24 protein-coding genes are annotated in these 25,159 nt (G+C 73.7%); 14 read left to right on the forward strand and 10 right to left on the reverse strand.

Annotated elements, in window-relative coordinates; translation table 11 throughout:
* Nucleotides 1-17 precede the first annotated feature (17 nt).
* The 3 genes from Sspor_RS37670 (at nt 18) to Sspor_RS37680 (ending at nt 4,141) form a co-directional block, all read left to right on the forward strand.
* Complete coding sequence (locus Sspor_RS37670; protein ID WP_202203120.1) at nt 18-1,145, forward strand: AI-2E family transporter; 1,128 nt, start codon at nt 18-20, stop codon at nt 1,143-1,145.
* A 46-nt stretch (nt 1,146-1,191) separates the two neighbouring features.
* Nucleotides 1,192-3,228 (forward strand): prolyl oligopeptidase family serine peptidase, encoded by a 2,037-nt coding sequence (locus Sspor_RS37675; RefSeq protein ID WP_202203121.1) that lies wholly within the window; start codon nt 1,192-1,194, stop codon nt 3,226-3,228.
* A 121-nt stretch (nt 3,229-3,349) separates the two neighbouring features.
* Complete coding sequence (locus Sspor_RS37680) at nt 3,350-4,141, forward strand: class I SAM-dependent methyltransferase (RefSeq protein ID WP_202203122.1); 792 nt, start codon at nt 3,350-3,352, stop codon at nt 4,139-4,141.
* A 31-nt stretch (nt 4,142-4,172) separates the two neighbouring features.
* Here Sspor_RS37680 and Sspor_RS37685 read toward each other — a convergent pair whose 3' ends face one another.
* A complete protein-coding gene (locus Sspor_RS37685; RefSeq protein WP_202203123.1) occupies nt 4,173-4,697 on the reverse strand; it encodes a DUF4188 domain-containing protein in 525 nt (174 codons plus the stop codon).
* Nucleotides 4,698-4,787: 90 nt separating this feature from the next.
* On the opposite strand from Sspor_RS37685, the gene Sspor_RS37690 reads away from it, so the two are divergent.
* Nucleotides 4,788-5,471, forward strand: coding sequence for a MerR family transcriptional regulator (locus Sspor_RS37690; RefSeq protein ID WP_202203124.1), 684 nt, complete (start codon nt 4,788-4,790; stop codon nt 5,469-5,471).
* Between the two features lie 42 nt (nt 5,472-5,513).
* Here Sspor_RS37690 and Sspor_RS37695 read toward each other — a convergent pair whose 3' ends face one another.
* Nucleotides 5,514-6,776 (reverse strand): CPCC family cysteine-rich protein, encoded by a 1,263-nt coding sequence (locus tag Sspor_RS37695; protein ID WP_202203125.1) that lies wholly within the window; start codon nt 6,774-6,776, stop codon nt 5,514-5,516.
* An 89-nt stretch (nt 6,777-6,865) separates the two neighbouring features.
* On the reverse strand, nt 6,866-7,372 hold the full coding sequence (locus Sspor_RS37700) for a GNAT family N-acetyltransferase (protein ID WP_202203126.1): 507 nt from the start codon (nt 7,370-7,372) through the stop codon (nt 6,866-6,868).
* Nucleotides 7,373-7,591: 219 nt separating this feature from the next.
* On the opposite strand from Sspor_RS37700, the gene Sspor_RS37705 reads away from it, so the two are divergent.
* The 3 genes from Sspor_RS37705 to Sspor_RS37715 all read left to right on the forward strand — a co-directional run bounded on the left by Sspor_RS37705 (nt 7,592) and on the right by Sspor_RS37715 (nt 10,646).
* Nucleotides 7,592-9,013 carry a L,D-transpeptidase gene (locus Sspor_RS37705; RefSeq protein ID WP_237404203.1) on the forward strand — a complete coding sequence of 474 codons (1,422 nt, stop codon included), beginning with the start codon at nt 7,592-7,594 and terminating at the stop codon, nt 9,011-9,013.
* Between the two features lie 20 nt (nt 9,014-9,033).
* Nucleotides 9,034-9,732 (forward strand): HAD family hydrolase, encoded by a 699-nt coding sequence (locus Sspor_RS37710; RefSeq protein WP_202203127.1) that lies wholly within the window; start codon nt 9,034-9,036, stop codon nt 9,730-9,732.
* 119 nt (nt 9,733-9,851) lie between these two features.
* Nucleotides 9,852-10,646 (forward strand): 3-hydroxybutyrate dehydrogenase, encoded by a 795-nt coding sequence (locus tag Sspor_RS37715; protein WP_202203128.1) that lies wholly within the window; start codon nt 9,852-9,854, stop codon nt 10,644-10,646.
* A gap of 47 nt (nt 10,647-10,693) precedes the next feature.
* On the opposite strand, the gene Sspor_RS37720 is transcribed toward Sspor_RS37715, so the two are convergent.
* Nucleotides 10,694-10,951, reverse strand: coding sequence for a hypothetical protein (locus tag Sspor_RS37720; RefSeq protein ID WP_202203129.1), 258 nt, complete (start codon nt 10,949-10,951; stop codon nt 10,694-10,696).
* A complete protein-coding gene (locus tag Sspor_RS37725) occupies nt 10,938-11,222 on the reverse strand; it encodes a DUF6400 family protein (RefSeq protein ID WP_202203130.1) in 285 nt (94 codons plus the stop codon). The genes Sspor_RS37720 and Sspor_RS37725 overlap by 14 nt, the downstream gene beginning before the upstream one ends.
* Nucleotides 11,223-11,488: 266 nt before the next feature.
* On the opposite strand from Sspor_RS37725, the gene Sspor_RS37730 reads away from it, so the two are divergent.
* From Sspor_RS37730 to Sspor_RS37740, 3 genes are all read left to right on the forward strand, one after another.
* On the forward strand, nt 11,489-12,907 hold the full coding sequence (locus tag Sspor_RS37730) for a serine hydrolase (protein ID WP_372499804.1): 1,419 nt from the start codon (nt 11,489-11,491) through the stop codon (nt 12,905-12,907).
* Nucleotides 12,908-13,001: 94 nt separating this feature from the next.
* Entirely contained in the window at nt 13,002-14,051 is a 1,050-nt protein-coding gene (locus Sspor_RS37735; protein ID WP_202203131.1) for an NAD-dependent epimerase/dehydratase family protein, read from the forward strand.
* A gap of 108 nt (nt 14,052-14,159) precedes the next feature.
* A complete protein-coding gene (locus Sspor_RS37740) occupies nt 14,160-14,756 on the forward strand; it encodes a hypothetical protein (RefSeq protein ID WP_202203132.1) in 597 nt (198 codons plus the stop codon).
* A 227-nt stretch (nt 14,757-14,983) separates the two neighbouring features.
* Here the strand turns inward: Sspor_RS37740 and Sspor_RS37745 are convergent, their stop codons facing one another.
* Both Sspor_RS37745 and Sspor_RS37750 read right to left on the reverse strand, forming a co-directional pair.
* The gene (locus Sspor_RS37745; protein ID WP_202203133.1) at nt 14,984-16,102 is read right to left on the reverse strand and encodes a sensor histidine kinase; all 1,119 of its coding nucleotides are present in this window, start codon (nt 16,100-16,102) and stop codon (nt 14,984-14,986) included.
* Nucleotides 16,095-16,940 carry a response regulator transcription factor gene (locus Sspor_RS37750; RefSeq protein WP_202203134.1) on the reverse strand — a complete coding sequence of 282 codons (846 nt, stop codon included), beginning with the start codon at nt 16,938-16,940 and terminating at the stop codon, nt 16,095-16,097. The genes Sspor_RS37745 and Sspor_RS37750 overlap by 8 nt, the downstream gene beginning before the upstream one ends.
* A gap of 123 nt (nt 16,941-17,063) precedes the next feature.
* Here Sspor_RS37750 and Sspor_RS37755 point away from each other — a divergent pair, with 123 nt between their 5' ends.
* Genes Sspor_RS37755 through Sspor_RS37765 form a run of 3 tightly spaced genes read left to right on the forward strand, consistent with a single transcriptional unit; the run spans nt 17,064 to nt 19,050 of the window.
* On the forward strand, nt 17,064-17,780 hold the full coding sequence (locus tag Sspor_RS37755) for a glycosyltransferase family 2 protein (protein WP_202203135.1): 717 nt from the start codon (nt 17,064-17,066) through the stop codon (nt 17,778-17,780).
* Nucleotides 17,777-18,397 carry a TIGR04282 family arsenosugar biosynthesis glycosyltransferase gene (locus Sspor_RS37760; RefSeq protein WP_202203136.1) on the forward strand — a complete coding sequence of 207 codons (621 nt, stop codon included), beginning with the start codon at nt 17,777-17,779 and terminating at the stop codon, nt 18,395-18,397. The genes Sspor_RS37755 and Sspor_RS37760 overlap by 4 nt, the downstream gene beginning before the upstream one ends.
* Complete coding sequence (locus Sspor_RS37765; RefSeq protein WP_202203137.1) at nt 18,394-19,050, forward strand: class I SAM-dependent methyltransferase; 657 nt, start codon at nt 18,394-18,396, stop codon at nt 19,048-19,050. The genes Sspor_RS37760 and Sspor_RS37765 overlap by 4 nt, the downstream gene beginning before the upstream one ends.
* Nucleotides 19,051-19,114: 64 nt before the next feature.
* Here the strand turns inward: Sspor_RS37765 and Sspor_RS37770 are convergent, their stop codons facing one another.
* Both Sspor_RS37770 and helR read right to left on the reverse strand, forming a co-directional pair.
* Complete coding sequence (locus tag Sspor_RS37770) at nt 19,115-19,312, reverse strand: hypothetical protein (protein WP_202203138.1); 198 nt, start codon at nt 19,310-19,312, stop codon at nt 19,115-19,117.
* Nucleotides 19,313-19,562: 250 nt separating this feature from the next.
* Nucleotides 19,563-21,722, reverse strand: a complete 2,160-nt coding sequence (helR, locus tag Sspor_RS37775) for an RNA polymerase recycling motor ATPase HelR (RefSeq protein WP_202203139.1) — start codon at nt 21,720-21,722, stop codon at nt 19,563-19,565.
* Nucleotides 21,723-22,195: 473 nt separating this feature from the next.
* Here helR and Sspor_RS37780 point away from each other — a divergent pair, with 473 nt between their 5' ends.
* Nucleotides 22,196-23,506, forward strand: a complete 1,311-nt coding sequence (locus tag Sspor_RS37780; protein ID WP_202203140.1) for a hypothetical protein — start codon at nt 22,196-22,198, stop codon at nt 23,504-23,506.
* On the opposite strand, the gene Sspor_RS37785 is transcribed toward Sspor_RS37780, so the two are convergent.
* The gene (locus tag Sspor_RS37785; protein ID WP_202203141.1) at nt 23,501-25,150 is read right to left on the reverse strand and encodes an MFS transporter; all 1,650 of its coding nucleotides are present in this window, start codon (nt 25,148-25,150) and stop codon (nt 23,501-23,503) included. The two genes, Sspor_RS37780 and Sspor_RS37785, sit on opposite strands and share 6 nt — an antisense overlap.
* Between the last annotated feature and the right edge of the window lie 9 nt (nt 25,151-25,159).

Here is a 25,159-nt window from a genome sequence, read left to right on the forward strand (position 1 = left end):
GGTGGCACCCATGGGACATGCCGCCGGTGTCAGCGTTCCTGCGTACGGCAGCGTCGTACGCCTGGCGCCTGCTGGTGGTCGGCGCCGCCGTCTACGCGCTCTTCTCCGTGCTCGGCAAGTTCCACGAGATCGCCGTGGCGCTCTTCCTCGGCCTGGTCGTCGCCGCCCTGCTGTGGTGGCCGACCCGGCGCCTCGCGCGCGTCCTGCCCCGGTCGGTCGCCGTCGCCGTCGCCCTCCTCGGCAGCGCGCTGGTCCTGCTGGGCGTACTGACCCTCGTCGGCACGGCGGTGGCCGGGGAGAGCACCACCTTGGCCCGGGAGTTCCGCGAGGGACTCGACAGCATCGAGGAGTACCTGGAGCGACCGCCCTTCCGGCTGAACCCGAACGCGCTCACCGACCTCCAGTCCCGCCTCGGCGAGTACGTCTCGAGCCACCGCTCCACGCTGCTCAGCCAGGCGCTCAGCGGAGCCGGGCGCCTGGTACAGGTCCTGACCGTGCTCGCCCTCGCCGCCTTCTCCTCCTTCTTCTTCCTGCACGGCGGCGACCGGCAGTGGTCCTGGTTCTGCGCGCAGCTGCCCCCGTCGGTCCGCGCCCGCGTGGGCATCGGCGGCGCCGCCGCCTGGCGTACGTTCACCGGCTACACCCGCGGGATCATCCTCGTCGCGGCGACGAACGCGGTCCTGGTCGGCCTGGCGCTGTACTTCCTCGGGGTCCCGCTGGCCGTGCCACTGGCCCTGCTGGAGTTCTTCGCCGCGTTCATCCCGCTCGTCGGATCGCCGGTCGCGCTGGCGGTCGCCGCGGTGGTCGCGCTGGCCGCCAAGGGGCCGCTCGTCGCGGGCCTGGTGGTCGCGCTGATCGTGGTCATCGGCCAGATCGAGGGCCATCTGCTGCATCCGCTGGTGATGAGCCGGGCGGTGAGTCTGCACCCGCTGGTGGTGGCGATCTCGGTGGTCGCGGGGGCCATCGCCGCCGGGGTGGTCGGCGCGGTGGTCGCGGTCCCGCTGGTCTCGGTGACCTGGTCGGTGCACACGGCGCTGCGCGACGCCCGCCTCGCGCCCGAGGGTCCGGCGGCCGGCGACCCGACGGCCGGCGACCCGACGGCCGGCGACCCGACGCCCGGCGGCCCGCCGGGCGACGACGGCTGAGGGCCGGACGGCGGACACCGCCGGCCGCTTCCTGCACAATCGCCTGATGAGCGATGAAGACCCCTACCTGTGGCTGGAAGACGTATCCGGCGACGCCGCCCTCGCCTGGGTGCGGGAGCGCAATGCCGAAACCGTGGACGAGCTGACCGGTTCGCCCGGATTCAAGGTCCTCGAACAGGAGATGCGCGAGGTACTGGACGACGACGGCCGGATCCCCTGGACCGTCCGCAGAGGCGGTCACCTCTACAACTTCTGGCAGGACGCCGACCACGTACGCGGCCTGTGGCGCCGGACCACGCTGGAGGAGTACCGGACGGACCGCCCGGCCTGGGAGGTGCTCCTGGACCTCGACGCGCTCGCCGAGGCCGAGGGTGAGAAGTGGGCCTGGGCGGGCAGCCGGGTCCTGGCCCCCGAGCACCGGCACGCCCTCGTCCTGCTGTCCCGGGACGGCGCGGACGCCTGCGTGGTGCGCGAGTTCGACCTGGAGACCCTCGCCTTCGTCGAGGACGGGTTCGCCGTCGCCGAGGCCAAGACCCGGATCGGGTGGATCGACCACGACCGGGTCTGGATCGGTACGGACTTCGGCGCCGGCTCGATGTCCTCGTCCGGCTACCCGCTCCAGGTACGCCGCTGGCGGCGCGGCACGCCCCTCGCGGACGCCGAGCTGGTCTACGAGGGCCGGCCCACGGACCTGTCCGCCTCCGGATGGCACGACGACACCCCCGGCTTCGCCCGGGACTTCGTCCACCGGCAGATCGACTTCTGGAACCACGAGCTCTTCCTGCTCCAGGAGGACGCCGCCGGCCCGCCGCTGAAGATCGACGTCCCGGACGACGCGGGCGCCTCGGTCCACCGCCGGTGGCTAACCGTCACCACCAAGTCCCCGTGGCTCGGCCACCCCGCGGGCAGCCTGCTCGCCTTCGACTTCGACGCCTTCCGGGCGGGGGAGCGCGAGGCCGAGGTGCTGTTCACGCCGGACGAGCGCACCGCGCTCGCCGGGTACAGCTGGACCCGCGACCACCTCATCCTCAGCACCCGCGCCGACGTGTCCTCCCGGATGGAACTCCTCACCCCGGGCGGCGAGGGCCCCGGCGGCTGGCGTCGGGCCCCGCTGCCGGGCCTGCCACCGCTGTCCACCGCCTCGGTCACCGACACGGACCCGGACGTCGGCGACGAGTACTTCCACCAGGTCTCCGGCTTCCTCCAGCCCGCCACCCTCTACCGGGGCACGGCCGGCGACGGCCGCGAGAGCGAGAGCCTCAAGCAGAGCCCGGCGCTCTTCGACACCGCCGGCCTCGCCGTGCGCCAGTACTTCGCGACCTCCGCGGACGGCACGAGGGTGCCGTACTTCGTCGTCGGACCCGAGGACCGCCCGGGCCCGGGCCCCACCCTGCTCTACGGGTACGGCGGCTTCGAGATCTCCATGGTCCCGCAGTACAGCGCGGTCACCGGACGGGCCTGGCTCGCGCGCGGCGGCACGTACGTCGTCGCGGGAATCCGGGGCGGGCACGAGTACGGGCCCGGCTGGCACAAGGCGGCGCTCGGCGCGAACCGGGTCCGGGCCTACGAGGACTTCGCCGCCGTCGCCCGGGACCTCACCGCCCGGGACATCACCACCCCCGCCCAGCTGGGCATCGAGGGCGGCAGCAACGGCGGGCTGCTCATGGGCGCCATGCTCACCCGCGACCCCGAACTCTTCGGCGCGGTCGTCGCGCACGTGCCGCTGCTGGACATGCTGCGCTTCCACAAGCTGCTGGCCGGAGCCAGCTGGATCGCCGAGTACGGGGATCCCGACAGCCCGGCCGACCGGCCGCACCTGGAGGGGATCTCCCCGTACCACCGGATCAGGACGGAGGGGCCCGCGTACCCGCCGCTGCTCCTGCTCACCTCGACCCGCGACGACCGGGTGCACCCGGGCCATGCCCGCAAGATGGCCGCCCGACTGCGTGAGCACGGGCATCCCGTCCTCTTCCACGAGCACCTCGGGGGCGGTCACGCGGGCGCCACCGACCACCGGCAGACGGCCTTCAACGAGGCCCTCGTCCACACCTTCCTGTGGGAGCGGCTGACCCCGCGGAAGTGACCGGTCCCGGGCCGGAGGTGAACGGCAGGCATCCGTACGGGGGATTTGCGGGGTCAGACGCTGCCGAGGGCCGGGTTTTGCCCCACCATCGGCGGATGCGACCCCGGCCCGGGAGGACCCCATGAGCACCCCGTACGCGTCCGCCGCCCCGTACTACGCCCGCTACCGTCCGCCGTACCCGGCAGAGCTCTACGCGCTCCTCGCGGACCGGTTCGCGCTCGACGGCTCCCGGACCGTCCTGGACCTCGGCTCCGGGCCGGGCACGCTCGGCCTGCCGCTGGCCGCGCTGGCCGAGCACGTCTACGCCGTCGACCCGGAGCCGGCCATGCTCGCCGAAGGGTGCAGGCTCGCCGAGGAGCACGGCCTCGGGAACATCTCCTGGCTGCGGGGCGACGCCGCCGGGATCGGCAGGCTGTGCCTGCCCCGGATCGACCTGTGCGTCATCGGCGGGGCGTTCCACCTGATGGACCCGGCACGGGTACCGGCCGACCTGGACGCCGTGCTCGCGCCACGTGGCGGGATCGCCGTCGTCACCTCCCTGGCGGCGGCCTGGCCGGCCGTCGTCGACGAGGTGTGCGCCCGCTTCCTCGGAGGGGTGGACGCACCGTACGACGCGCGGGACGTCCAGGACGTGCAGGGCGTGGGGGACCTGCGGGACGTCGAGGACCGGCTCGCGAAGTCGCCGTTCTCCCGCGTCGAGACCAGCACGTGGGAGAGGTCCACGCGGTACAGCGTGGACCAGGTGGTCGGCCTGCAGTTCTCCCGCGCCTGCTCCGGCCCGGCCCTGTCCGGCGACCGGAAGGACGCCTTCGAGGCCGAGCTGCGCCGCGCCCTGCTCGACCACGACCCCGGCGGCACCTACGTCCGGACCGTCACCGTCGCGGCCACCGTCGCGACCAGGCCGCGGCGTTGACCGCGGGCCCCGCCCGCCCGGCCCGCACGCCTCACCCGGCTCGCTGATCCTGCCCGGCCGCGGGCGAGCGGTGCGCGAACCGGTCGGCCGCGCGCCGGCCGCGGCTCTCCAGGGGCAGTACCCCGGTGGCCGCGGCCAGCCCGAAGGGCGGCATGTCGAAGTAGATCGACTCGTACGAGCCCTCGGGCACGATGTAGGACTCGTGCCACAGCCCCACATGGCGGCGCAGCCGCCCCGCGCGATCCTTGCGGTTGACGATCGACCAGGCCTTGTGGTGGAGCATGTCCGGGGCCGCGGCGTACGCGTACAGCTTCTCCTTGGACTCCCAGTACTGGACCACGTAGTACGTGCGGGGCGACGCGGTGAGCAGGACGTGGCCGAGCAGCCCCCGGGCAGGTTGCCTGGCGAGTTCCCGGAGCATGCGCGGCATGGCGAGGATCACCGGCACCCAATGGTGCACGGCCCAGAAGTGGTTGATGCGCATTCCGATGAGCAGGACGACGACGTCCCCCTCGGCTGCTGCGGTGGTACGGCCCGGTAAGGGTTTCGCGAACACGTCGGCCTCCCGATCGCCTTGTTGGATAGCGCTGCTGTCCAACCGTCACGTGATGGGATAGTGGCACTCTCCAAAGGAAGGTTCAAGAGAGTGCGGCTCGCGGAACTGAGTGAGCGGAGCGGCGTGGCCATCGCCACCATCAAGTACTACCTGCGCGAAGGGCTGTTGCCGCCGGGCCGCCGCGTCGGCGCGACGACCGCCGACTACGACGAGGGCCATCTGCGCAGACTGCGGCTGGTACGCGCGATGATCCAGGTCGGCCAGGTGCCGGTGGCGCGGGTCCGCACGGTGCTCGCGCACGTCGACGACGAGTCCCTGGGCCGGACGATGCGCCTGGGCGCCGCCCTGTGGGCCCTGCCCCACGAGCCCGGGCCGGCCGACGGCGAAGGCGAGGGCACGGACGGCGCCGAGGGCGACGGCGGGGACGCGGTCATGGCCGCCGCACGCGCCGAAGTGGACGAGCTGCTGAGGACGTTGGACTGGTCCAGCGCACGCGAGCTGGGTGGGATCTCCCAGGTGCACCGTTCGCTCGTGGCGGCGGTGGCCACGCTGATGCGGCTCGGCTATCCGTGGGACGCCGCGCTCATGGCCCCGTACGCACGGCTGATGCACCAAGTGGCCGTGCGCGACCTGGACTTCGTGGAGACCTTCCCCTCGGAGGCGGAGAAGGTCGAGACCGCCGTGGCGGCGACCATCCTGTTCCAGCCGGTGCTGAACGCGCTGCACCGGCTGGCCCAGGAGGAGGAGTCGGCCCGGCGGTACGGACTGGAGTGAGCGGCCACCGGTGCCCCGGTCCCCGGCCGTCGGGTTGGTGCGTCAGGGCGCCGGGGGCCCGTCCACGGGCGGGACCTCGGCGGGAAACGGCGGCCGGACCCGGTCGACGCGCCGCCGTTCGCTCGCGCCGAAGGCGCGGTAGTTCTCGCGGGCCGCGCGGAGCGTGACGTGGTTGGGGCCGCCCACGTAGTGGTCCGGGTCCCGGTAGTCCCCGCCGTCGTCCTGCCAGCCGCAGACGGGGCAGATCTCGTGGTGCCCAGGCACCCCGACGGTCAGGTTCCCGCAGACGGCGCACGGGAAGGGCCCCGAGGGCGCCGCGCCGGCGAGCGCGGTGAGCAGTTCCTGCTCGCGGGCCGTGCTCAGACCGGCCCGGCGGGGCCGCTCCAGCCCCTCGGCGCGCTCCCACCGCAGGAGGTCCTCCAGCATGTCCGAGCGCGGGCGGTCGCGCAGCCCGGCCGCGTGCGCGGCGGCTCCGCTGCGGGCGCAGAAACCGGCCCACTTCGGGTCCGGCATCCACATCGCCATCGACTCCGGGCCCATGAAGACCCCGACGCCCTGATCCAGGAGCCACTGCGGGTCCGCCACCGCCACCGGTCCGGTGTACCCGGCCACGCGCGCCGACAGGCCGACCCAGGTGTCGAAGGGGACGACGGGCCCGACGGCGTCGAAGGTCCCGGTGGTGCCCGCCTGGGCCAGGTCCAGCAGCCAGGCGGACAGATCACGCACGTCGACGGCCTGGGTCGGCACGTCGGCGGACCGGGGGAGGAGCACGGGCTGGTCCACCTCACGGGCGAAGCGCGCCGCCCAGTACCCCGACCGTCCGCTGTGATCGCCCGGGCCCCCGATCAGACCGGCCCGGGCGATGACGAGACGGTCTCCCACCGCGGCGCGCGAGGCCTCCTCGCAGGCGACCTTGGCCTCGCCGTACTCCTCCCGCCCCACGTACGCGCTCCCGGCCGGCGGCAGCAGCGCGGCCGTCTCGTCGGCGCCGACCGTGCCGTGGTCGGCGTAGGCGCTGATGGAGGAGACGTACGTCCAGTGCCGGGCCCGCCCCGCCAGGGCCGCGAGCGCGCCGCGGACGAAGGCCGGCTGCCAGGACACCTCGATGACGGCGTCCCAGTCACGGTCGAGGAGTTCCGCGTAGGCGGACTCCTGGTTGCGGTCCGCGGCCACCAGCCGCGCACCGGGTGCGACGGCGCCGCTCTCGCCGCGCGCCAGGCAGGTCACCGCGTGACCCCGCTCCAGTGCCTGCCGGGTGATCTCACGCCCCAGCCATGCGGTCCCGCCGAGTACAAGAAGATCCATCAGGTCACCTCAGCACATCGCGGGCACACCCGCGACGCCGGTTCGCGCTCGGCGGAGAAGGACGGGCGGGCGCGTCCGCGTGCCGGCCGTCACAGGTCCCGGCGCATGCAGACGCGCGGCCACCGGTCCAGGCCGTGAGCCGCCTCCCGTGCGCGGATCTCCCGGAGGCCGGGAGTGAGCCCCGCGTCGTCCAGCGGCCGGAAGCCGCAGCGCGCGTAGTACGGGGCGTTCCACGGGACCTCGGTGAAGGTGGTGAGGGTCAGGGCGGGCGCGCCCGCGCGCACGGCGAACTCCGCCAGGTGCTCCAGCAGGCCCCGGCCGAGCCCGCGGCGCGCACGGTCCGGACGGACGGACACCTGCTCGACGTGCAGATTGCCCTCGACGTACTCGGCGATCAGATAGGCGCCCGGGGCATCGGCCCCGTCGACCGACACCCACGCCAGCCCGGCGCGTTGGCAGGCGGCGAGCTCGTCGAGCGTCGGCGGCTCGTCGTCGGCGATCTCCGGCATGCCGATGTCCCGGAAGCAGAGCCCGGCGGCCCTTTCGATGTCCTGGAGGAGGGTCAGCTCGTCCAGCCGTGCTGTGCGGATGGCCATGGCCGCATTGTCGCGGGCGGCCGGGCCCGAGGGCATCCGAGTATCGAGCCCGAATCCGTTCCCCGCCCGTCCGGGGCGGGTTCTGTGCTCCGTCCGGGTTCTCTTGCATGCCCGTTCGGACGCAGCGCCGAGGGAATGATCATCATTTAGGCGCCCCATCGCTTTGATACGGCTATGCCACGAATGCGACGGAGACAACCGACCAAGGCGTGGGGCGCCGTGGCTGCGGTGACGGGGGCCATGCTGGTCGTCGCCGCAGCGCCGGGCCGGGCGCCCGCCACGGACACCGCGGACGGGGTCGCCGCGGGCCCCCCGCGGGAGGCCGCGGTCACCCTGCTGGTCGGGAGGGTGCTGGACGAGGGCCAGGAGTCCGGCGAAGGGCCGTGCGCGGTGCGCATGTTCCGGCCCGGACTGTGCAGCGGCTGGCAGGAGCAGCGCGTACGGGCCACCGCGCGCGGGGTGGGGTCCGTCGTGAAGGAGCCCGCCCTCGGCGGCACGGCGCGCACCGCCCGGACCGGGGTGCTTCCCACCGACTCCGGCGGGCCGCTCCAGATCGCCCTCGCGGAACCCGGCCGCCTCACGGACGTGACCGTGCGCGACGGCCGCGGCCGCCATCTGGCCGGCGAGCTCGCCCCGCACGGCGAGCGCTGGCTGAACAGCGAGCCGATGCGGGCGGGGGAGACGTACACCGTGCAGGTCGGCGCCCTGGACGCGGACGGCACCGCGGTCGGCGTGACCATGGCGTTCCGGACCGGCGCCGCGCCGCCCGCGGACGACGGCAGGCTGACGGCCGAGTTCGGCCCGGGCCCCGGCACGTACGGCGCGGGGGAGATCGTGACGGCGAGCCTGAGCCGCCCGGTGCCCGCCGACGACCTCCCGGCCCGCGCCCGACTGGAGCGGGCACTCCAGGTCACCTCGGAGCCCCATGTCGAGGGCGCGTGGCACTGGGTCGACGAATCGACCCTGCACTACCGGCCGCGTACGTACTGGCCCGCCCACACCGTCGTCCGCGTGCGCAGCGGTCTCGACGGGGTCGAGGTCGGGGACCACGACTACGGCGGCCCCTCCGACGCCGTGCAGTTCACCATCGCGGACCGGATCGAGGCCGTCACCGACTCCGCCACCCACCGGATGACCGTACGCCGCAACGGACGGGTCATCAGGACGATCCCGGTCACCACCGGCAAGGCGGGCTTCAGGACCCGCAGCGGCATCAAGGTCGTGCTGCGCAAGGAGCCCAAGGTGCGGATGCGCGGTGACACCGTCGGCATCCAGCGCGGCACCAGCGAGTTCTACGACCTGCCCGTCTCCTACGCGACCCGGGTGACCTGGAGCGGCGAGTACATCCACGCCGCGCCCTGGTCGGTCGAGGCGCAGGGCGAGGAGAACGTGAGCCACGGTTGCACGGGCATGAGCACCGAGGACGCCGCCTGGTTCTTCGAGACCGTACGGGAAGGAGACATCGTGGAGGTGGTCAACAGCGGCGGAGCGAAGATGGCCCCCTTCGACAACGGTTTCGGCGACTGGAACGTGGACTGGCGGACCTGGCTGGCGGGCAGCGCCCTGGCCGCCGTCGACGGGAGTCCGGAGGGTTCACCGTCCTCCACGTCCGTCGCGTCCCGGCTGCACCCGACCACCTGATCGCGGACTACGATCAGCAGATGATCAAAGGAGTGATGTTCGACTTCTCCGGCACGCTGCTGCGCGTCGAGCCGACCGAGGAGTGGCTCGCCGCCGCCCTCGCGGAGACCGGTACCCCGCGCGTCGAGGAGGAGTTCGGCGAGACGGTCCGGCGGTTGACCGAGTACGGTGCCCTGCCCGGCGGCGTGTCGCCCCGGCACCTGCCGGCGCACCTCGAAACCCTGTGGGGCCGGCGCGACATCAGCGCCGAAGAGCACCGGGCCGCCTACGGCGGCCTGACCCACGCCGCGGGTATCACGGACCCGCGGCTGGCGCAGGCGCTCTACGACCGCCACATGACCCCCGCTGCCTGGCGCCCCTACCCGGACACGGAACCGACCCTGCGCGAACTGCGCCGCCGCGGGCTCCCGGTGGCCGTGGTCAGCAACATCGGATGGGACCTGCGGCCGATCTTCCGCGCGCACGGACTCGACGAACTGGTCGACGCCTATGTGCTCTCCTTCGAGCTGGGCACCCAGAAGCCCGATCCGGAGATCTTCCGGACCGCCTGCGAGCGGCTGGGCCTGGCCCCCGCCGATGTCCTGATGGTCGGGGACGACCGCCGTGCGGACGGCGGGGCCGCGGCGCTCGGCTGCCCGGTGCACTTCGTCGACCACCTCCCGGTCGACCGGCGGCCCGCGGGCCTGACCCCGCTCCTGGACCGGCTCGGGTCCGCGTAGCCGCCGTCGGCCGTCGGCCGTCCGTCACCCGGTCTGGCGGCGGCCGACACCGCCCGCCGTCCGACTGTGGCGGCCGCGCACATGGGAGCGGCCCGGGGGTGTCCCGGATGATTCCGGGCATGACAAGCGGAAACCCTCCCGGGCCCCACGGAACGGCCGCCGCCGCGGGCGTCGACCTGACCGGCCGCACCGCCCTGGTCACCGGCGCAGGCAGCGGTATCGGGCGGGCCTGCGCCACGGCGCTCGCCGCGGCCGGGGCCCGCGTACACGTGGTGGACATGGCCGCCGCCGCGGCGAACACCGTGGCCGAGGCGATCGGCGGGCGGGCGCACGTGGTGGACCTGGCCCGGGCCGAGACCGTCGGGGAGCTGCCCGCCGACGTCGACATCCTGGTCAACAACGCCGGGCTGCAGCACGTCGCCCCACTGACCGAGTTCCCGCCGGACCGCTTCGCCCTCATGCAGCGCGTGATGGTGCACGCGCCGTTCCTGCTGATCCGCCGGACCCTGCCCCACATGCGCGCGCACGGCTGGGGCCGCATCGTCAACGTCTCCAGCGCGCACGGGCTGCGCGCCAGCGCGTTCAAGGCCGGGTACGTGACCGCGAAGCACGCCCTCGAAGGGCTGAGCAAGGTCGCGGCCGTCGAGGGGGCCCCGTACGGCGTCACCAGCAACTGCGTGAATCCCGGCTACGTCCGCACACCGCTGGTCGAGAGGCAGATCGCGGCCCAGGCCGCCGCCCATGGTATCGATGCAGGTCAGGTGGTGTCCGACGTGCTGCTGAGCCGCTCCGCGGTCAAGCGGCTGATCGAACCGGAGGAGGTCGCCGCGGCCGTCCTGTGGCTCTGCGGCCCGCACACCGGCTACGTCACGGGTGCCTCGATCCCCCTGGACGGCGGCTGGACCGCCGCCTGACCCCCGCCGCGGCGGTCGGAGCAGGTCAGAGGCCGGTCAGAGGCCGGTCAGAAGCCGGGCCGGGCGTCCGTGGCGCGGTCCCACGCGGAGCGGGTGGCTCCGAAGCCGCTCTCGTGCACCCAGACGTGCGTGCACCCGGGGCACTGGAGGTGGAGCATGCTGCCCGTGTTGGTGAGCAGGTAGCGCCAGTGCGTGGAGCAGGTACGCCGCTGCTCGCAGGGTTCGCAGCCGTGCGCGTCCGCACACCTCGGGCAGGCCACCCAGGCACGGCGCCCGGGGTCGGCCTGCGGGTCAAGCGGCAGCACGGCCGTCTCCCCGGCGGGGCAGTACACCGGCCGCGACCAGGTCGTCGTAGAGGCGCTGCTGTCCGGCGTCGAGCCCGGAATAGAGCAGGTCGTAGGCGGCCTCCTCGCCGAGGAGCACCTCCATCGGATCCCAGTCCGGGCCGAGGGCCGCCATCACCTGGGCGCGCCGGAGCACCTCCTGCGAGGTGAGGTCGACGGCGAAATCGACCAGCTCGGACGCGTCGGGGGCGCCGGAGGCGTCGGAGGGAGGGGTGCGGTCGTGGGGGGCCATGACATCGAAGTTAGGTAGCCCTTCCTTCTCCGGTCAAGGGAGGGTGGGCGGAGTCACAGCCCGTGGATCGGGGCACCGTGGGACGTCGCGGCCGCGCCGGGCTCCGTGACAAATGTAATGGCCTGTCAAGGTGCTTCTCCTTCTGGAGGTTGATGCCCGGTTCGTCCTGGCGGACGAGGTCGCGCCCCGGGCCGGGGCGAAAAATGGGGAGTGACCAAGATCGCCGGGCCCCACCGGGCCACCGACGAGGAGCCGCCGTGCCCCACATCCGTCCCGCAGACCGATCCGCACCGCGACTGCGTCGCGCCGCCTCGGCCACCGCCGTCGCCATAGCCCTGCTGGCAGGCCTCGCGCCGGCCGCGAGCGCCGCCGTCCGGGAAGCGCCCGGCGCCTACGGCACGGACGCCGGCCGGCGCCTCGACCGGACCCGGCTGCAGGCCGGGCTGAACGCGATCCAGGAGGCCGGCGTGTACGGCGTCTACTCCGGGGTCCGCGACGGCCGCGAGCGCTTCGACGGCGCCGCCGGCCTCGCCGACACCGCCACCGGGCGCAAGGTCCGCCCCGACCTCAGGCACCGCGTCGGCAGCGTCACCAAGACCTTCACCGCCGTGGCCGTCCTCCAGCAGTCCGCGAAGGGCCGGGTCGACCTGGACCGGCCGGCCGGCGACTACGTGCCCGAGCTGCTGCCCGGCGAGCGCGGCCGCAAGGTGACCGTACGCATGCTCCTCAACCACACCAGCGGCATCCACGACTACATCGGCGACGCCTTCCCCTCCCTCCTGAAGGGGACCACGGAGAGCCTGGACGAGCACCGGTACCGCACGATCGGGCCCGCCGAGCTGATCGGCTACGGGGTGGCCAGGCCGCAGCTGTTCGAGCCCGGCACCAGCTGGTCCTACTCCAACACCAACTACCTGCTCCTCGGCGAGGTGCTCCGCAAGGTCACCGGTCAGGACCCGGAGCGGGTGATCACCCAGGACGTGATCCGGCGGGCGGGGCTGCGCGACACCTACTTCCCCGGCACCGACCCGCGCATCCGCGGCGCCCACGCCCGCATGTACGAGAGCTTCTACGGGATCATCGACCCGCCGCGCGACTACAGCGACTACAACATGACCTGGGCCGGCACCGCCGGAGCCCTCGTCTCCACCCCGCAGGACCTCAACACCTTCTACCGGGCCCTGCTGGGCGGCGACATCCTGCCGCGCCGCCAGCTGGACCAGATGCGCACCACCGTCGACGTCAAGGACGAGACGGGCGCCGTGGCCATGCGCTACGGCCTCGGCATCTACTCCATGGACACGCCGTGCGGCCCGGCCTGGGGCCACGACGGGGGAGTCTTCGGTGCCGGCACCTGGGCCCTGTCCAGCCCGGACGGCAGCCGTCAGTTCGCCATCGGGTACAACCTGATGAAGTACCAGCGCCTCAACGAGGCCGGCACCGCCTTCGACCCGCACCCGGCCGACGCCGCCATGCGGGACTACCGGGACCGCGCCCTCTGCGGCACCACCGCACCGCAGACCCCGGATCCGGCCGCGAAGAACCGTCCCTCCGTGCCCTCCGTGCCCTCCGCGCCCCAGGCGCCGTCGGCGCAGGGTCCTTCGGGTGAGGCCCCGGCCGCCCCGCGCGCACTGCCCCCGGTCATGCCGGCACTCCCCGGACCGCTGTCGGGCCCCATCCGCTGAGCAGGCCGGACGGGCTCCCCGGAGGTTCTTACGGATCCGTGACGTGCGGCCCGGTGAGCACGTCACGGGGCCGTGGGACGCCTACCGTCGGGGCATGCGCGTACTGGTGACCGGAGGCGCGGGCTTCATCGGCTCGCACATCGTCGACGAACTGACCGACCGCGGCCACGAGCCGGTGGTCTTCGACCTGGCGGTGGACGGACGGGAGGACGTACGGGACCCGGATGCCGTGGCGGCGGCGCTGGCCGGCGTGGACGCGGTCTGTCACCAGGCGGCCAAGGTGGGGCTCGGCAAGGACTTCGGGGACGCGCCCGGCTACGTGTCGGCCAACGACCTGGGCACCGCGGTGCTGCTGGCCGGGATGGCGCGGGCGCGGGTACCGCGGCTGCTGCTCGCCGGGTCGATGGTCGTCTACGGCGAGGGACGCTACGACTGCCCCGACCACGGCACGGTCCGGCCGGGCCCGCGGGCCGAGAGCGATCTGCGGGCGGGGCGGTTCGAGCCGCGCTGCCCGTTCTGCGGCGCCGACCTGGCGCCGGGGCTGGTCGCGGAGGACGCCCCGGCGGACCCGCGGAACGTCTACGCCACGACCAAGCTCGCCCAGGAGCACCTGGCGTCCTCCTGGGCCCGGGCCACCGGCGGACGCGTCATCTCGCTGCGCTACCACAACGTGTACGGGCCGGGGATGCCCCGCGACACCCCGTACGCGGGGGTCGCCGCGCTGTTCCGGTCCTCCCTCGCGCGGGGCGAGGCGCCGCGCGTCTTCGAGGACGGCGGGCAGCGCCGGGACTTCGTCCACGTACGGGACGTGGCCGCGGCCAACGCGGTCGCGCTGGAGTCCCTGGTACCGCAGGCCGCGCACACGGACACCGCACCCGGACCCGGCCCCGAGGGCTTCACCGCGTACAACGTCGGCAGCGGCGACCCGCGGACCGTCGGCGACATGGCGGCCGCGCTGGCCGCCGCGTGCGGGGGCCCGGACCCGGTCGTCACCGGCGAGTACCGCCTCGGCGACGTCCGGCACATCACCGCCGACTCGGCCCGCCTGCGCCGTGAGCTGGACTGGCGCCCCGCGGTCCCCTTCGCCGAGGGCATGGCCGAACTGGCCACGGGCCAGGCCGCTTCCCTTGCGACGGGACCGTGACACAGCCGTGGCCGACCTTGATCATCCGCCGGGATAGAGTCGCCCCTGCCTGTCGGCGCTGAGCCGCCGCGGGCCATCGTGATCAGAGAACCTCGGGGGATTCACACCATGCTGACCAACCGTCTGCTCCGCGCTGCCGTGCCGATGGCCGTGACGGCCCTGGCGCTCACGGCCTGCGGGCCGGAGGACGACGCCGGCCCCGCCGCCACGCAGAAGGGGACCTTCACCGAGCCCCTCGCCCTGAAGACGTCGGCCGACGTGTCCGAGACCCACTTCCCGGACAACGCGAAGACCCAGCTGAGCGTCACCCCGGTCTCGGTCGTCAAGGGCGACAAGGCCGCGGTCGAGAAGCTCGGCGTGGGACTGCTGGAGGGCAAGACGCCCTACTACGTCACCACCACCTACGCGCACAAGGGCGGTGCACCGGACACCGGCAGCTTCAACTTCAAGCTGCTCCTGCACGGCACCGACCAGCAGCGTGCCTACTTCTTCGCCCCTGCCTGGGGAGCCAAGTTCGAGCCCTGCCAGGAGGTCGCGGAGTCCGAACTGCCGCTGGCCGCCGGAAAGTCCGTCACCACCTGCGAGATCTACCTGGTGCCGGAGAACGTGCAGCCCCTCTTCGTCGGCTTCCAGGGCGACCGTGACAACCGCTCCCCGAGCCACGAGACCGGCAGCGCGGCCGAGGTCGTCTGGAAGGTGGGCTGACGGTCCGTCGCCCGCCCCGTCCCCGGTGGTGTCCGCCGCTCGGCCACCGGCAGCCGCACCGGCCGCATCCGGCCGCTGACCCGCCCGTCCCTCACCACGTACCTGGCGGTGCAGCCGGGGCCGCCCGGACCGGCCCTGCGCCAGCTGCTGGCGGCGGCCGGCCGTCCCCCTGGATGTCCTGCCGACCTCGACCTGAGGACGTGCAGGTCTGCAGACCTGAGACACCCCTAGGGGGTGCCCATGGCCGCGGGCAGGGTCAGTTCGAAGCGGCAGCCGCCGGAGACGTTGCGGACGTCGGCGTGGCCCGCGTGGGCCTCGACGATGCCCCGGACGATCGCGAGGCCCAGACCCGCTCCCGACGGAGGGGTACGGGCGGGGGTGCCGCGCCAGCCCGTGTCGAAGACGCGCGGGAGGTCCTCTTCGGGGATGCCTCCGCAGGCGTCGGTGACCGAGAGCACCACGGACTCCGCACGGCGTTCGGCGGCGATCGCGACCGTACCGTCGGCCGGGGTGTGGCGGATGGCGTTGACCAGGAGGTTGGACAGCACCCGCGTCATCTCCTTGCCGTCCACCTCCACGGGCAGCGAGGCGACCCCCTCGCCGACCAGCCGTACCCCGTGCTCGCGGGCCAGCGCGTCGGTGCCGGCCAGGGCGTCGCCCACCAGATCGTGGAGGGACATCCGGGTCAGGGTGAGGGACAGCGCGCCCGCGTGGATGCGGGAGAGTTCGAAGAGGTCGCCGACCATGGAGTTGAGGCGGTCGACCTCAGTGCGGATCTGCCGGTGGTAGCGGGCGGGATCGGCCGCCATGCCGTCCTCCAGCGCCTCCGACATGGCGCGCAGCCCGGCCAGCGGGGTCCGCAGATCGTGCGAGATCCAGGCCACGAGCTCGCGCCGCGAGGCCTCCAGGGCCCGCTCGCGCTCACGGGAGGCGGCCAGCCGTTCGCTGGTGAGAGCCAACTCGCGGCTCAGCGCCGTGAGTTCGGCGGGGGCGGGTATCACCGGCGCGGCGAAGCTGCCCTGTTCCCCGAAAGCCCGGGCCGCGGCGGCGAGTTCCCGGCAGCGCCGGACGACCTGGCGGCCCAGCAGCAGCGCGGTGGCCATGGAGACGGCCGCCGCCGTGGCGACGACCATGGTCACGACGGCCAGGTCGTGGGAGGACAGGAACATCGCCCAGGCCACCGTCAGCGTCCCGGCGAGCATCGCGGACACGGCGACCGCGGCGACGATCGCGAGGGAGACGGCGACGCTGCGCCGGCGCAGCAGGCGCAGGGCCGCGGCCCCGAGCAGCCCGGCGGCGCCCGCGCCGAGGAGCGCGTACAGGGCGATCAGCAGAAGGTCACGCATCGCCGTCCTCTGTCCGGAGGGCCTGCCTGGCCCCGGTGTCCGGGGCCGCCTCGAAGCGGTAGCCGGCGCCCCAGACGGTCCGGATCAGCTGCGGGTTCCCCGGATCGTCCTCGATCTTGCCGCGGAGGCGCCGGACGTGCACGGTGACCGTCGAGAGGTCGCCGAAGTCCCAGCCCCAGACCTCGCGCATCAGCCGTTCCCGGTCGCAGACCTGGCCGGGGTGGCGCAGGAAGAAGGCGAGGAGATCGAACTCCCGCAGGGTGAGCGCGAGTTCGCGGCCCTCCTTGTGGACCCGGCGAGCCGCCGGATCCAGGACCAGCCCCGCCACCGCGAGACGCGGCGCGCCCTCCGGACCACCCTCGGGACCGCCCTCCGGGGCGCCGGCCTGCGCCCGCCGCAGGACCGAACGCACCCGCAGCACGAGCTCCCGCGGACTGAAGGGCTTGGTCACGTAGTCGTCCGCGCCCACCTCCAGGCCCAGGATCCGGTCGTCCTCGTCACCGCGTGCGGTGAGCATGATGACCGGGACGGGCCGGCCGCGGTGCTCCCCGGCGCGCAGCCTGCGGCAGACCTCCAGGCCGTCCATCCCGGGGAGCATCAGGTCGAGGACCATCAGGTCCGGGCGGTGCTCCTCGGCGGAGCGCAGGCCGGCCGGGCCGTCCGCCGCCAGGCGCACCGCGAAACCGGCCCGCTCCAGGTACCCGGCCACGACCTCCGAGACGACCGGGTCGTCGTCCACCACCAGAACGCCGCCCAGAACGCCGCCCTGGGCGCCCACCTGCGGGTCCGCCGCCGCGCCGGGCCGCTCGTCCGTACTCTCCGCCTTGCTCTCTGCCATGCCCCCAGGCTGTCACCCGCCGGGGCCCATGTGTGGCGCGGACCCCCTCCCGTGCGACGGCGTCCGCGTTTCGTAAGGTCTGCGGGCCCCGGTTCCCCGGTTCCGATTCCTACGGTGTGGAGGGTGACTTCATCAGCTAGTGCTCCGCCCCGCGCGGACCTCGTACTGCCGTGCCTCGACGAGGCGCAGGCGCTTCCCTGGGTACTGTCCCGCGTACCGGCCGGGTGGCGCGCCATCGTGGTCGACAACGGCTCGACCGACGGTTCGGCGGAGCTCGCCCGGAGCCTCGGTGCCACCGTCGTGCACGAGAACCGGCGCGGTTTCGGCGCCGCCTGCCACGCAGGGCTCCTCGCGGCCCGCGCCGACCTGGTCTGCTTCTGCGACTGCGACGCCTCCATGGACCCCGGGCTGCTCGCCCCCATGGCGGTCCGGGTCGCCTCCGGCGAGGCCGACCTGCTGCTCGGCCGCCGCCGGCCCCAGGGGCGCGGCGCCTGGCCCGTGCACGCCCGTGCCGGGAACCTGGCGCTGGCGCGGATGCTGCGCCGCCGTACCGGACTGCGGCTGCACGACCTTGGACCGATGCGGGTCGCGCGCCGCGAGGCGCTGCTCGGGCTGGAACTGACCGACCGGCGCAGCGGCTACCCGCTCCAGATGGTCGTACGGGCCTGCGACGCCGGCTGGCGGGTCGCCGAGACCGACGTCCCGTACCTGCCCCGCTCCGGGAAGTCCAAGGTCACCGGCACCTGGCGGGGCACCTGGCAGGCGGTACGGGACATGCGCAAGGTGCTCGCCGAGCCGCCGGGCGTCCGGCCCGCGCCCCCCGAGGGGGTGTCCGCGTGAGCACCCTCCTGGTCATCGCCAAGGCTCCCGTCGCGGGCCGGGTCAAGACCCGCCTCACCCCCCACTTCACCCCCGAGCAGGCCGCCGGGCTGGCCCGCGCGGCGCTCCAGGACACCTTGGCCGCCGTACTCGCCACCCCCGCCCGGCGGCGCGTACTCGTACTCGACGGGGCGACAGGTCCCTGGCTGCCCCGCGGTATCGAGGTCGTCCCGCAGTGCGCGGGCGGGCTCGACACCCGGCTGGCCGCGGCCTTCGCCCAGGCCGGCGGACCGGCCCTGCTCATCGGCATGGACACCCCGCAGGTCACCCCGGACCTCCTCGCGCGCGGCCTGGACTTCGGCGAGACGGACGCCTGGTTCGGCCCCGCCGACGACGGCGGGTTCTGGGCGCTCGGCCTGGCGGAACCCGACCCGGCCCTGCTCCTGGGCGTGCCCATGTCCCTGCCGACCACGGGCGAGGCGCAGCGCGGCCGGCTGACCGCCTCCGGGCGGGCGGTACGGGACCTCCCCGAACTGTGCGACGTGGACACCCCGGCCGACGCGGCGCGGGTCGCCGCCGCCGTCCCCGGTACCCGCTTCGCCGCCCTGCACTCCGACCTCCGCACGGTGACACGATGACCGCCCAGCTCGCCGAACCCGCCCTCGCCTGGCGGGCCGACCCCTACGCCGACGCGCTGCGCGCCGGCCGGGGCCCGCTCTACCTGCGGCGCTCGGACGGCTGGCTGCTGCCGCTGGACGTGGAGCGGTGGTGCGCCGAACCGGACGAGGCGGACGAGGGCGTCCTCGCCCGCTGCACGGGGGCCGTCCTGGACATCGGCTGCGGCCCCGGGCGCCTCGTCGCCACCCTGGCCGCACGCGGCCACCGGGCGCTGGGTGTGGACGTCACCCCCGAGGCAGTGGCCCGTACGACGCGGGCGGGCGGCACCGCGCTGTGCCGGTCGGTCTTCGATCCGCTGCCCGGCGAGGGCCGCTGGGGGACCGTCCTGCTCATCGACGGCAACATCGGCATCGGCGGCGACCCGGCCGCGCTGCTCCACCGCGCCGCTCGACTCGCCTCACCCGACGGCACTTTGCTGGTCGAAGTGGCCACCGCCGACGTGGACGAACGCGTCGAGGTGCACGTCGTCGACGGCCGCGGCGGCCACGGGGCGCCCTTCTGGTGGGCCCGGCTCGGCGCCCGCGCCCTGTGCGCCGAGGCCGCGGACGCCGGCTGGACCCGGTCCACCGCCTGGCAGGCCGCGGGCCGCGCCTTCGTGGGCCTGCGGCGCTGACAGGACAGCGCGAAGGGGGAGCCGGTACCCGCGCCGGCACCGACTCCCCCTTCGCCACCCCGCCTCAGCGCTGCCGGGCCGCGTGCCGCCGCCGCGCCCACGCGCGCGCTCCCAGGTACCCGGCCGTGAGCACGGCGACCGCGGCCATCGCCAGCAGCCAGTTCCGCGGATAGTCCAACGGCAGCACCGACGCGTTGGCCACGCCCCGGCGCCCGTGGAGCGGCGCCCTCCTGGTCACCGGCTGGGCCTTCGTGCTCCTCACCCCCGGCTACTCCTGGTATGCCCTGCTCCTGATCGCCCTCGTGGCCCTGGACGGACGCTGGGAATGGCTCGGCATCGCCCTCGCGGGCGCCGCCGTGTACCTCCTCGCACCGGTCTTCGGCCACCGGTCGGCGCTCGGCGCGACCGCGTACGGCACCGCGGTCCTCCTGATCCTGGCCGTCCCGGCGGTCCGCGGCTGCGCGACCGGGACCGTTGCCCGGACCGGGGCCGCGGCCGGGGCCGGGGCCGGGTCAGGACGTGAGGACGACGAGTCGCTGCGTCGCCCGGGTCATGGCGACGTAGCGGTCGACCGCTCCCTCGACCCCCGTACCGAACGCCTGCGGGTCGACGAGCACGACGAGGTCGAACTCCAGACCCTTCGACAGCCCGGGGGTCAGCGACCGGACCCGGGAGGTCTCCCGGGCGGCCCCGGCCCCGGTGCCGTCGGCGCTGATGACGCAGGCGACCCCGTCGGCGTGCGCGTCCAGCCAGCCGTCGAGGACGGAGTCCAGGTCCGTGACGGACCCGTGCACGACGGGGATGCCGCTGCTGCGGACGGAGGTCGGCACATTGGCGTCCGGGAGCGCTTCCCGGACGGCCGGCTCCGCCACCGCCATGACCTCTTCGGGCGTCCGGTAGTTGATGCTCAGGGACGCCACGTCGATCCGGTCGAACCCGATCCGCTCCAACCGCTCCCGCCACGACTCCGTGAACCCCTGCCGGGCCTGGGCCCGGTCCCCGACGATGGTGAAGCTCCGGGACGGGCAGCGCAGCAGCAGCATCTGCCACTCCGCGTCGCTCAGTTCCTGCGCCTCGTCCACGACGATGTGCGCGAACGGTCCGGCGAGCAGGTCCGGGTCCGTGCCGGGCAGCGCGCCCTCGTCGACCAGGCTGTCCTGCAGGTCCTGGCCGCGCAGCATCGTCACCGCGCCCTCACCGTCGTCGTCGGCCGCGAGCAGGTCGTCGATGACTCCGGCCATGCGTTCACGTTCGGCGGCCACCGAGGCGGCCCGCCGCCGCAGCCGCCGTGCCGACTCAGGGTCGCCGAGCCGCTGCCGCGCCGCGTCCAGGAGCGGCAGGTCGGACACCGTCCAGGCCCGGGCGTCCGGGCGCTGCAGCTTCGCCACGTCCTCGCGGCCGAGCCAGGGAGCGCACATCCGCAGGTAGGACGGTACCGACCAGAGGTCTCCGACGAGGTCGGCCGCGTCGATCGTCGGCCACGCGCGGTCGAGCGTCCCGGCCAGCTCCTCGTCGTACCGCAGCGCTCTGCGGAACACGTCGGGCGAGAGGTCCTCGTCGTCGAACTTGTCCAGCAGGATCGTCAGCAGCTCCTCCCAGATCTGCTCGCGGGCCTCGTTGTGCGGGGTGCCGGCGGCGGCCTCGAACGCCTCGGCCCAGTCGTCCGGGCTCAGCCAGACGTCGGACCAGGGGGTGGTGACCGTCATCCCCTCGGTGGGCGGTTCCTCGTAGATGCCGACGGCCTTCTCGATCGCCTTCACCATGTCCGCGGACGACTTCAGGAGCGCCACCTCCGGGTCGGCCTCGGCCGTGGCCGCGGCCCCCTCGGCGACGAGGTCCCGCACGGTGCAGGTCTGCACGCCCTCCTCACCGAGGCTGGGCAGGACGTCGGCGACGTAGGCCAGGTAGGGCTGGTGCGGACCGACGAACAGCACCCCGCCCCGACGGTGCCCCAGGCGGGGGTCGGAGTAGAGGAGGTGCGCGGTGCGGTGCAGGGCCACCACGGTCTTGCCCGTGCCCGGACCGCCGTCGACGACGAGGGCGCCGCGGGAACCCGCGCGGATGATGGCGTCCTGGTCGGACTGGATGGTGGCGAGCACGTCGCGCATCCGCGGCGACCGGCTTCCGCCCAGTCCGGCGATGAAGGCCGACTGGTCGTCGAGCGCCGCATGCCCCTCGAACCCGGCGGTGGTGAACACCTCGTCCCAGTAGTCACCGATCCGCCCGCGGGTCCAGCGGTACCTGCGGCGGCTCGCCAGACCCATCGGGGTGGCGTGGGTCGCGGCGAAGAACGGCTCGGCGGCGGGCGAGCGCCAGTCGATCAGCAGCCGGGTGCCCGCGCCGTCGGTGAGGCCGAGCCGCCCGATGTACACGGGCTCCGGGTCGTCCTCGCCGACCATGCGCCCGAGGCACAGGTCCAACCCGAAGCGCCGCAGCGCCCGCAGACGGCCCGTCAGCCGGTGGATCTCCACGTCCCGGTCCATCGCCTCCCGGCCCAGGCCGCCGGGCGCCCGGCGCAGAGCCTCCAGGCGGTCGGACAGCTCGGCGATCGTCCGCTCCAGGCTCTGCGCGACGGCCGCGAAGTGCCTCTCGTCGCCGCCGATCAGCGCCGGGTCGGCCTTGGGGGAGAGGCGGGCGGGCAGGTCGAACGCACTGGTGGTGAGGGAGTCCATGTCAGCAGCTCCGATCTGCGGTGGCACCCGCGAACTCATCGAACGACCCGTCAACCGACAACAGCACACGCACTATGGGGATCTCCCGTTTCCGCAGGTCCTGGCTTCGAGGAGCGATTCTGCGGTACGAGAGGGGCCTTGCCGCAAGCCCCCCTGTGCGTTATAACTTGAGAGTGGAAAGGAGTGGGTACTCCTCCCTTCCCTTGATCGTCCGCTCCGTACGGACGTCCTCCCCGCCGAGTGGCAGCGCGCAGCGCGCACACCCCGGCCTCTCCTCACCGTCCTGTGAAGCCGGCGACCCCGGCGAACCCCGCGCATCCACCGCGTTCATTCGTACGGCCGAACTGCGGATGCCGCACCCGGCGCGCCCGGGCAGGCTGTGGGGCAAGGGGAGCCGCCTGCTCCGGCGCAGGTTCAGCGTCATCCACCGATCCTCCGGGATCCACGGCTCCCGACCCCGTAGGAGGTCAGCCATGCAGGGTGACGAAAGCGCGGGCGAACTCGCGGCACTCCGAGCCAGGGTCGCCACCCTGGAATCGGAAGCCGCGCAACGGACTCCGCCGAAGCACCGGATGAAGTCGCTGCTGTCCGCCGTCCTGATCATCATCGGCTGCGTGCTGGCCCCGCTGGGCATCGTCGCGTCCTGGACCTCCAGCATCGTCGGGGACACCGACCGCTACGTCTCCACCGTCGCCCCGCTGGCCTCCGACCCGGATGTCCAGGCGGCCGCCGCGAACCGCGTCACCGCCGCCCTCATGGAACACCTCGACCTCGCCACCCTCCTGGAGGACGTGGCCCCCGACCAGCGGCCGCTGCTCCAGAAGGCCCTGGGCAAGCTCGGCGGTTCGCTGGAGGGCGCGGTCAGCAGCTTCGTCAAGGAGAAGGCGCAGGACGTCATCGCCTCGGACCAGTTCGAGACGATCTGGACCAACGCCAACCGCACGATCCACACCTCACTCGTCAAAGCCCTGACCGGCAGCGGCGACGGCGCGGTGGAGATCAAGAACGACGCGGTGACCATCGACCTCGCGCCGGTGATCGAACAGGTGAAAACACGGCTCGTGGACGCCGGTATGGGCGTCGCGGCCAAGATCCCGGAGATCCACACCGACTTCACCGTCGTCCAGTCCAACGACATCGGACGGGTCAAGACGGGCTTCCGGCTCCTCGAGATCCTCGGGCTGTGGCTGCCCATCATCGCCGTGCTGCTCGTCGCCGCGGGCGTCCTGCTCTCCGCCCACCGGCGCCGCGTCCTGGTCACCGCGGCCCTCGCGGTCGCGTTCGCCGTCGCGGTCCTCGGTCTCGGGCTGACCGTCTTCCGTACGGTCTACCTCAACGCGCTCCCGGACACCGTCAACCAGGCCGCCGCCGGCTCCGTCTACGACGCGATGATCCGCCTGCTGCGCACGACGATCCGCATGGTCGTGGTCCTCGGCATCGTGATCGCCCTCGCCGCCTGGCTCTCCGGCCCGGGCAAGTACGCCACGGCCGCCCGCCAGATCTGGCACTCCGGCATCGTCGCCACCCGCGCCACGGCGGACCGGCTGGGCCTGCGCACCGGTCCGGTCGGCCCGTTCATCCGGCGCCACCGCGCCTGGTTCACCTGGGGCCTGGTCGCGATCGCCGTCATCGTCTACGTCCTGTGGTCCTACCCCACCGGCTGGGTGGTCGTGGGCCTCGCCCTCGCCCTGCTCTTCGCGCTCGCCGTCGTGGACTTCCTCGCCGAGGACACCGCCGTCCCCGCGGACGAGACGCCCCCGACCGCGAGCCCGCACCCGTCATGACGGGGCGGCACCGGCCGGACCGCGCGCCGCGGACGGCTGGGCCGCCGGGATGCGCTGGGTGAAGAAGAGGGCGAGCAGCGCCGCCAGGGCGAGGAGGGCGAGTGCGGCCCGCAGCCCTTCGATCCGTGCCTTCTCGTTCGCGTCGAGTGCGGCCTGAGCCACCACCGGGTCCGTGCCCGCCTCTTCGAGGGCCGTGGTGAGCTGCTCGTCCGAGAGGAACGGGGCGCTCCCGGCGAGGGCGGTGTGCGCGTGGGTCTTGACGTCGGCCGGGATCGCCGGGTTCTGGTCGACGGTGGTGAGGAACGAACTCGTCAGCACGGCGATCATGATCGACCCGGCGAGGGCGGTGCCGATCGAGGCGCCGAGGTTGGTGACGGTGTTCTGGATGCCGCCGACCTCGGCGCTCTGCTCGTCCGGTACGGCCGACACGGTGACGGCCCCCAGCTGGGAGGCGAGCAGTCCGATCCCCAGCCCGATGAGCAGCATGGGGACGGTGACGACCTCCGCGCCGGAATCCGGGGTGAGGGCGCCCATCAGGATGGCGGCTCCGGCGAACATCGCCAGGATGCCCCAGCGCACGACGCGCCGGGGGGAGGCGTTCGGGCTGAACCTGGGGACCCCGATCGCGGCGGCGAGCAGCGTGATGGAGAGCGGCAGGATCAGCGCGCCCGTGTGGAGGGCGGACAGGCCGAGCGCGACCGACAGGTAGAGCGGGACGACGAAGAACACGCCCATCTGCACGAGGTACTGGAAGAGGAACATCGTCAGTCCGCCGGAGAGCTGCCGGTTCTTCAGCAAGTCCGGGTCGACGAGCGGTTCGGTACCCCGCGCCACCAGGCGTGCCTCCCAGCGGAAGAACAGCCAGACCAGCATCAGCCCGGCCATCACCAGCCAGACGACGGGCGAGACGCCGAACCACGAGGGGCCCCCGGCCTTGGGCCGGAACCAGCCCCATTCGCTGGTCCGCAGGATGCCGAAGACGAACAGCCCGATGCCCGCGGCGGACAGGATCGCGCCGAGTACGTCGATCCGCGGCCGGTGTTCCGGGGGCGCGTCGGTGATCGGGCGGGCCAGCAGCAGGATGACGAGGACCATCACGACCTCCCCGGCGAACACCCAGCGCCAGGAGAAGAAGGTGGTCGCGGCGCCGCCGATGAGCGGTCCGACCGCGATCGCCACGGCTGCTGCCGCCGCGACCAGGCCGTAGGCGGCGGGCCGTTGCTCCTTGCCGAAGTTGGAGGCGACGAGCGCCACGATCGCGGGCAGGATCAGCGCCGCCCCCACGCCCTCCAGGAACGACCAGCCCAGCAGCAGGACCGTCAGGTTCGGGGCGAGCGAGGTCGTGAGGGACCCCAGCCCGTAGATGACACAGCCGATCATGAACGCCCGTTTGCGGCCGATGAGCGCGCCGACCTTGCCACCGCTGATCATGAGCATCGCCATCACCAGCGTGTAGGCGGTGATGGCGCCCTGCATTCCGCTCACCGTGGTGCCGATGTCCTCCGCGACCGTGGCGATCGAGACGTTCATGACCGAGCTGTCCAGTGCCATCAGGAACTGCCCGGCCGCGAGTGTCAGCAGGATGAGCTTCGTGTTACCCGCGTTCCCCGCCGCCCTGGCCGGTCCCGCCTTCGCTGCCGTCATGGGCGCAGC

Origin of the sequence: Streptomyces spororaveus (assembly GCF_016755875.1) — a bacterium.
GTDB lineage: Bacteria > Actinomycetota > Actinomycetes > Streptomycetales > Streptomycetaceae > Streptomyces > Streptomyces spororaveus.

Coding starts and splice junctions, on each gene's coding strand:
- Sspor_RS37670 (WP_202203120.1), top strand. CDS start 18: ATGCCGCCGGTGTCAGCGTTCCTGCGTACGGCAGCGTCGTACGCCTGG.
- Sspor_RS37675 (WP_202203121.1), top strand. CDS start 1,192: ATGAGCGATGAAGACCCCTACCTGTGGCTGGAAGACGTATCCGGCGAC.
- Sspor_RS37680 (WP_202203122.1), top strand. CDS start 3,350: ATGAGCACCCCGTACGCGTCCGCCGCCCCGTACTACGCCCGCTACCGT.
- Sspor_RS37695 (WP_202203125.1), bottom strand. CDS start 6,776: ATGGATCTTCTTGTACTCGGCGGGACCGCATGGCTGGGGCGTGAGATC.
- Sspor_RS37700 (WP_202203126.1), bottom strand. CDS start 7,372: ATGGCCATCCGCACAGCACGGCTGGACGAGCTGACCCTCCTCCAGGAC.
- Sspor_RS37710 (WP_202203127.1), top strand. CDS start 9,034: ATGATCAAAGGAGTGATGTTCGACTTCTCCGGCACGCTGCTGCGCGTC.
- Sspor_RS37715 (WP_202203128.1), top strand. CDS start 9,852: ATGACAAGCGGAAACCCTCCCGGGCCCCACGGAACGGCCGCCGCCGCG.
- Sspor_RS37725 (WP_202203130.1), bottom strand. CDS start 11,222: ATGGCCCCCCACGACCGCACCCCTCCCTCCGACGCCTCCGGCGCCCCC.
- Sspor_RS37735 (WP_202203131.1), top strand. CDS start 13,002: ATGCGCGTACTGGTGACCGGAGGCGCGGGCTTCATCGGCTCGCACATC.
- Sspor_RS37740 (WP_202203132.1), top strand. CDS start 14,160: ATGCTGACCAACCGTCTGCTCCGCGCTGCCGTGCCGATGGCCGTGACG.
- Sspor_RS37745 (WP_202203133.1), bottom strand. CDS start 16,102: ATGCGTGACCTTCTGCTGATCGCCCTGTACGCGCTCCTCGGCGCGGGC.
- Sspor_RS37750 (WP_202203134.1), bottom strand. CDS start 16,940: ATGGCAGAGAGCAAGGCGGAGAGTACGGACGAGCGGCCCGGCGCGGCG.
- Sspor_RS37765 (WP_202203137.1), top strand. CDS start 18,394: ATGACCGCCCAGCTCGCCGAACCCGCCCTCGCCTGGCGGGCCGACCCC.
- helR (WP_202203139.1), bottom strand. CDS start 21,722: ATGGACTCCCTCACCACCAGTGCGTTCGACCTGCCCGCCCGCCTCTCC.
- Sspor_RS37780 (WP_202203140.1), top strand. CDS start 22,196: ATGCAGGGTGACGAAAGCGCGGGCGAACTCGCGGCACTCCGAGCCAGG.
- Sspor_RS37785 (WP_202203141.1), bottom strand. CDS start 25,150: ATGACGGCAGCGAAGGCGGGACCGGCCAGGGCGGCGGGGAACGCGGGT.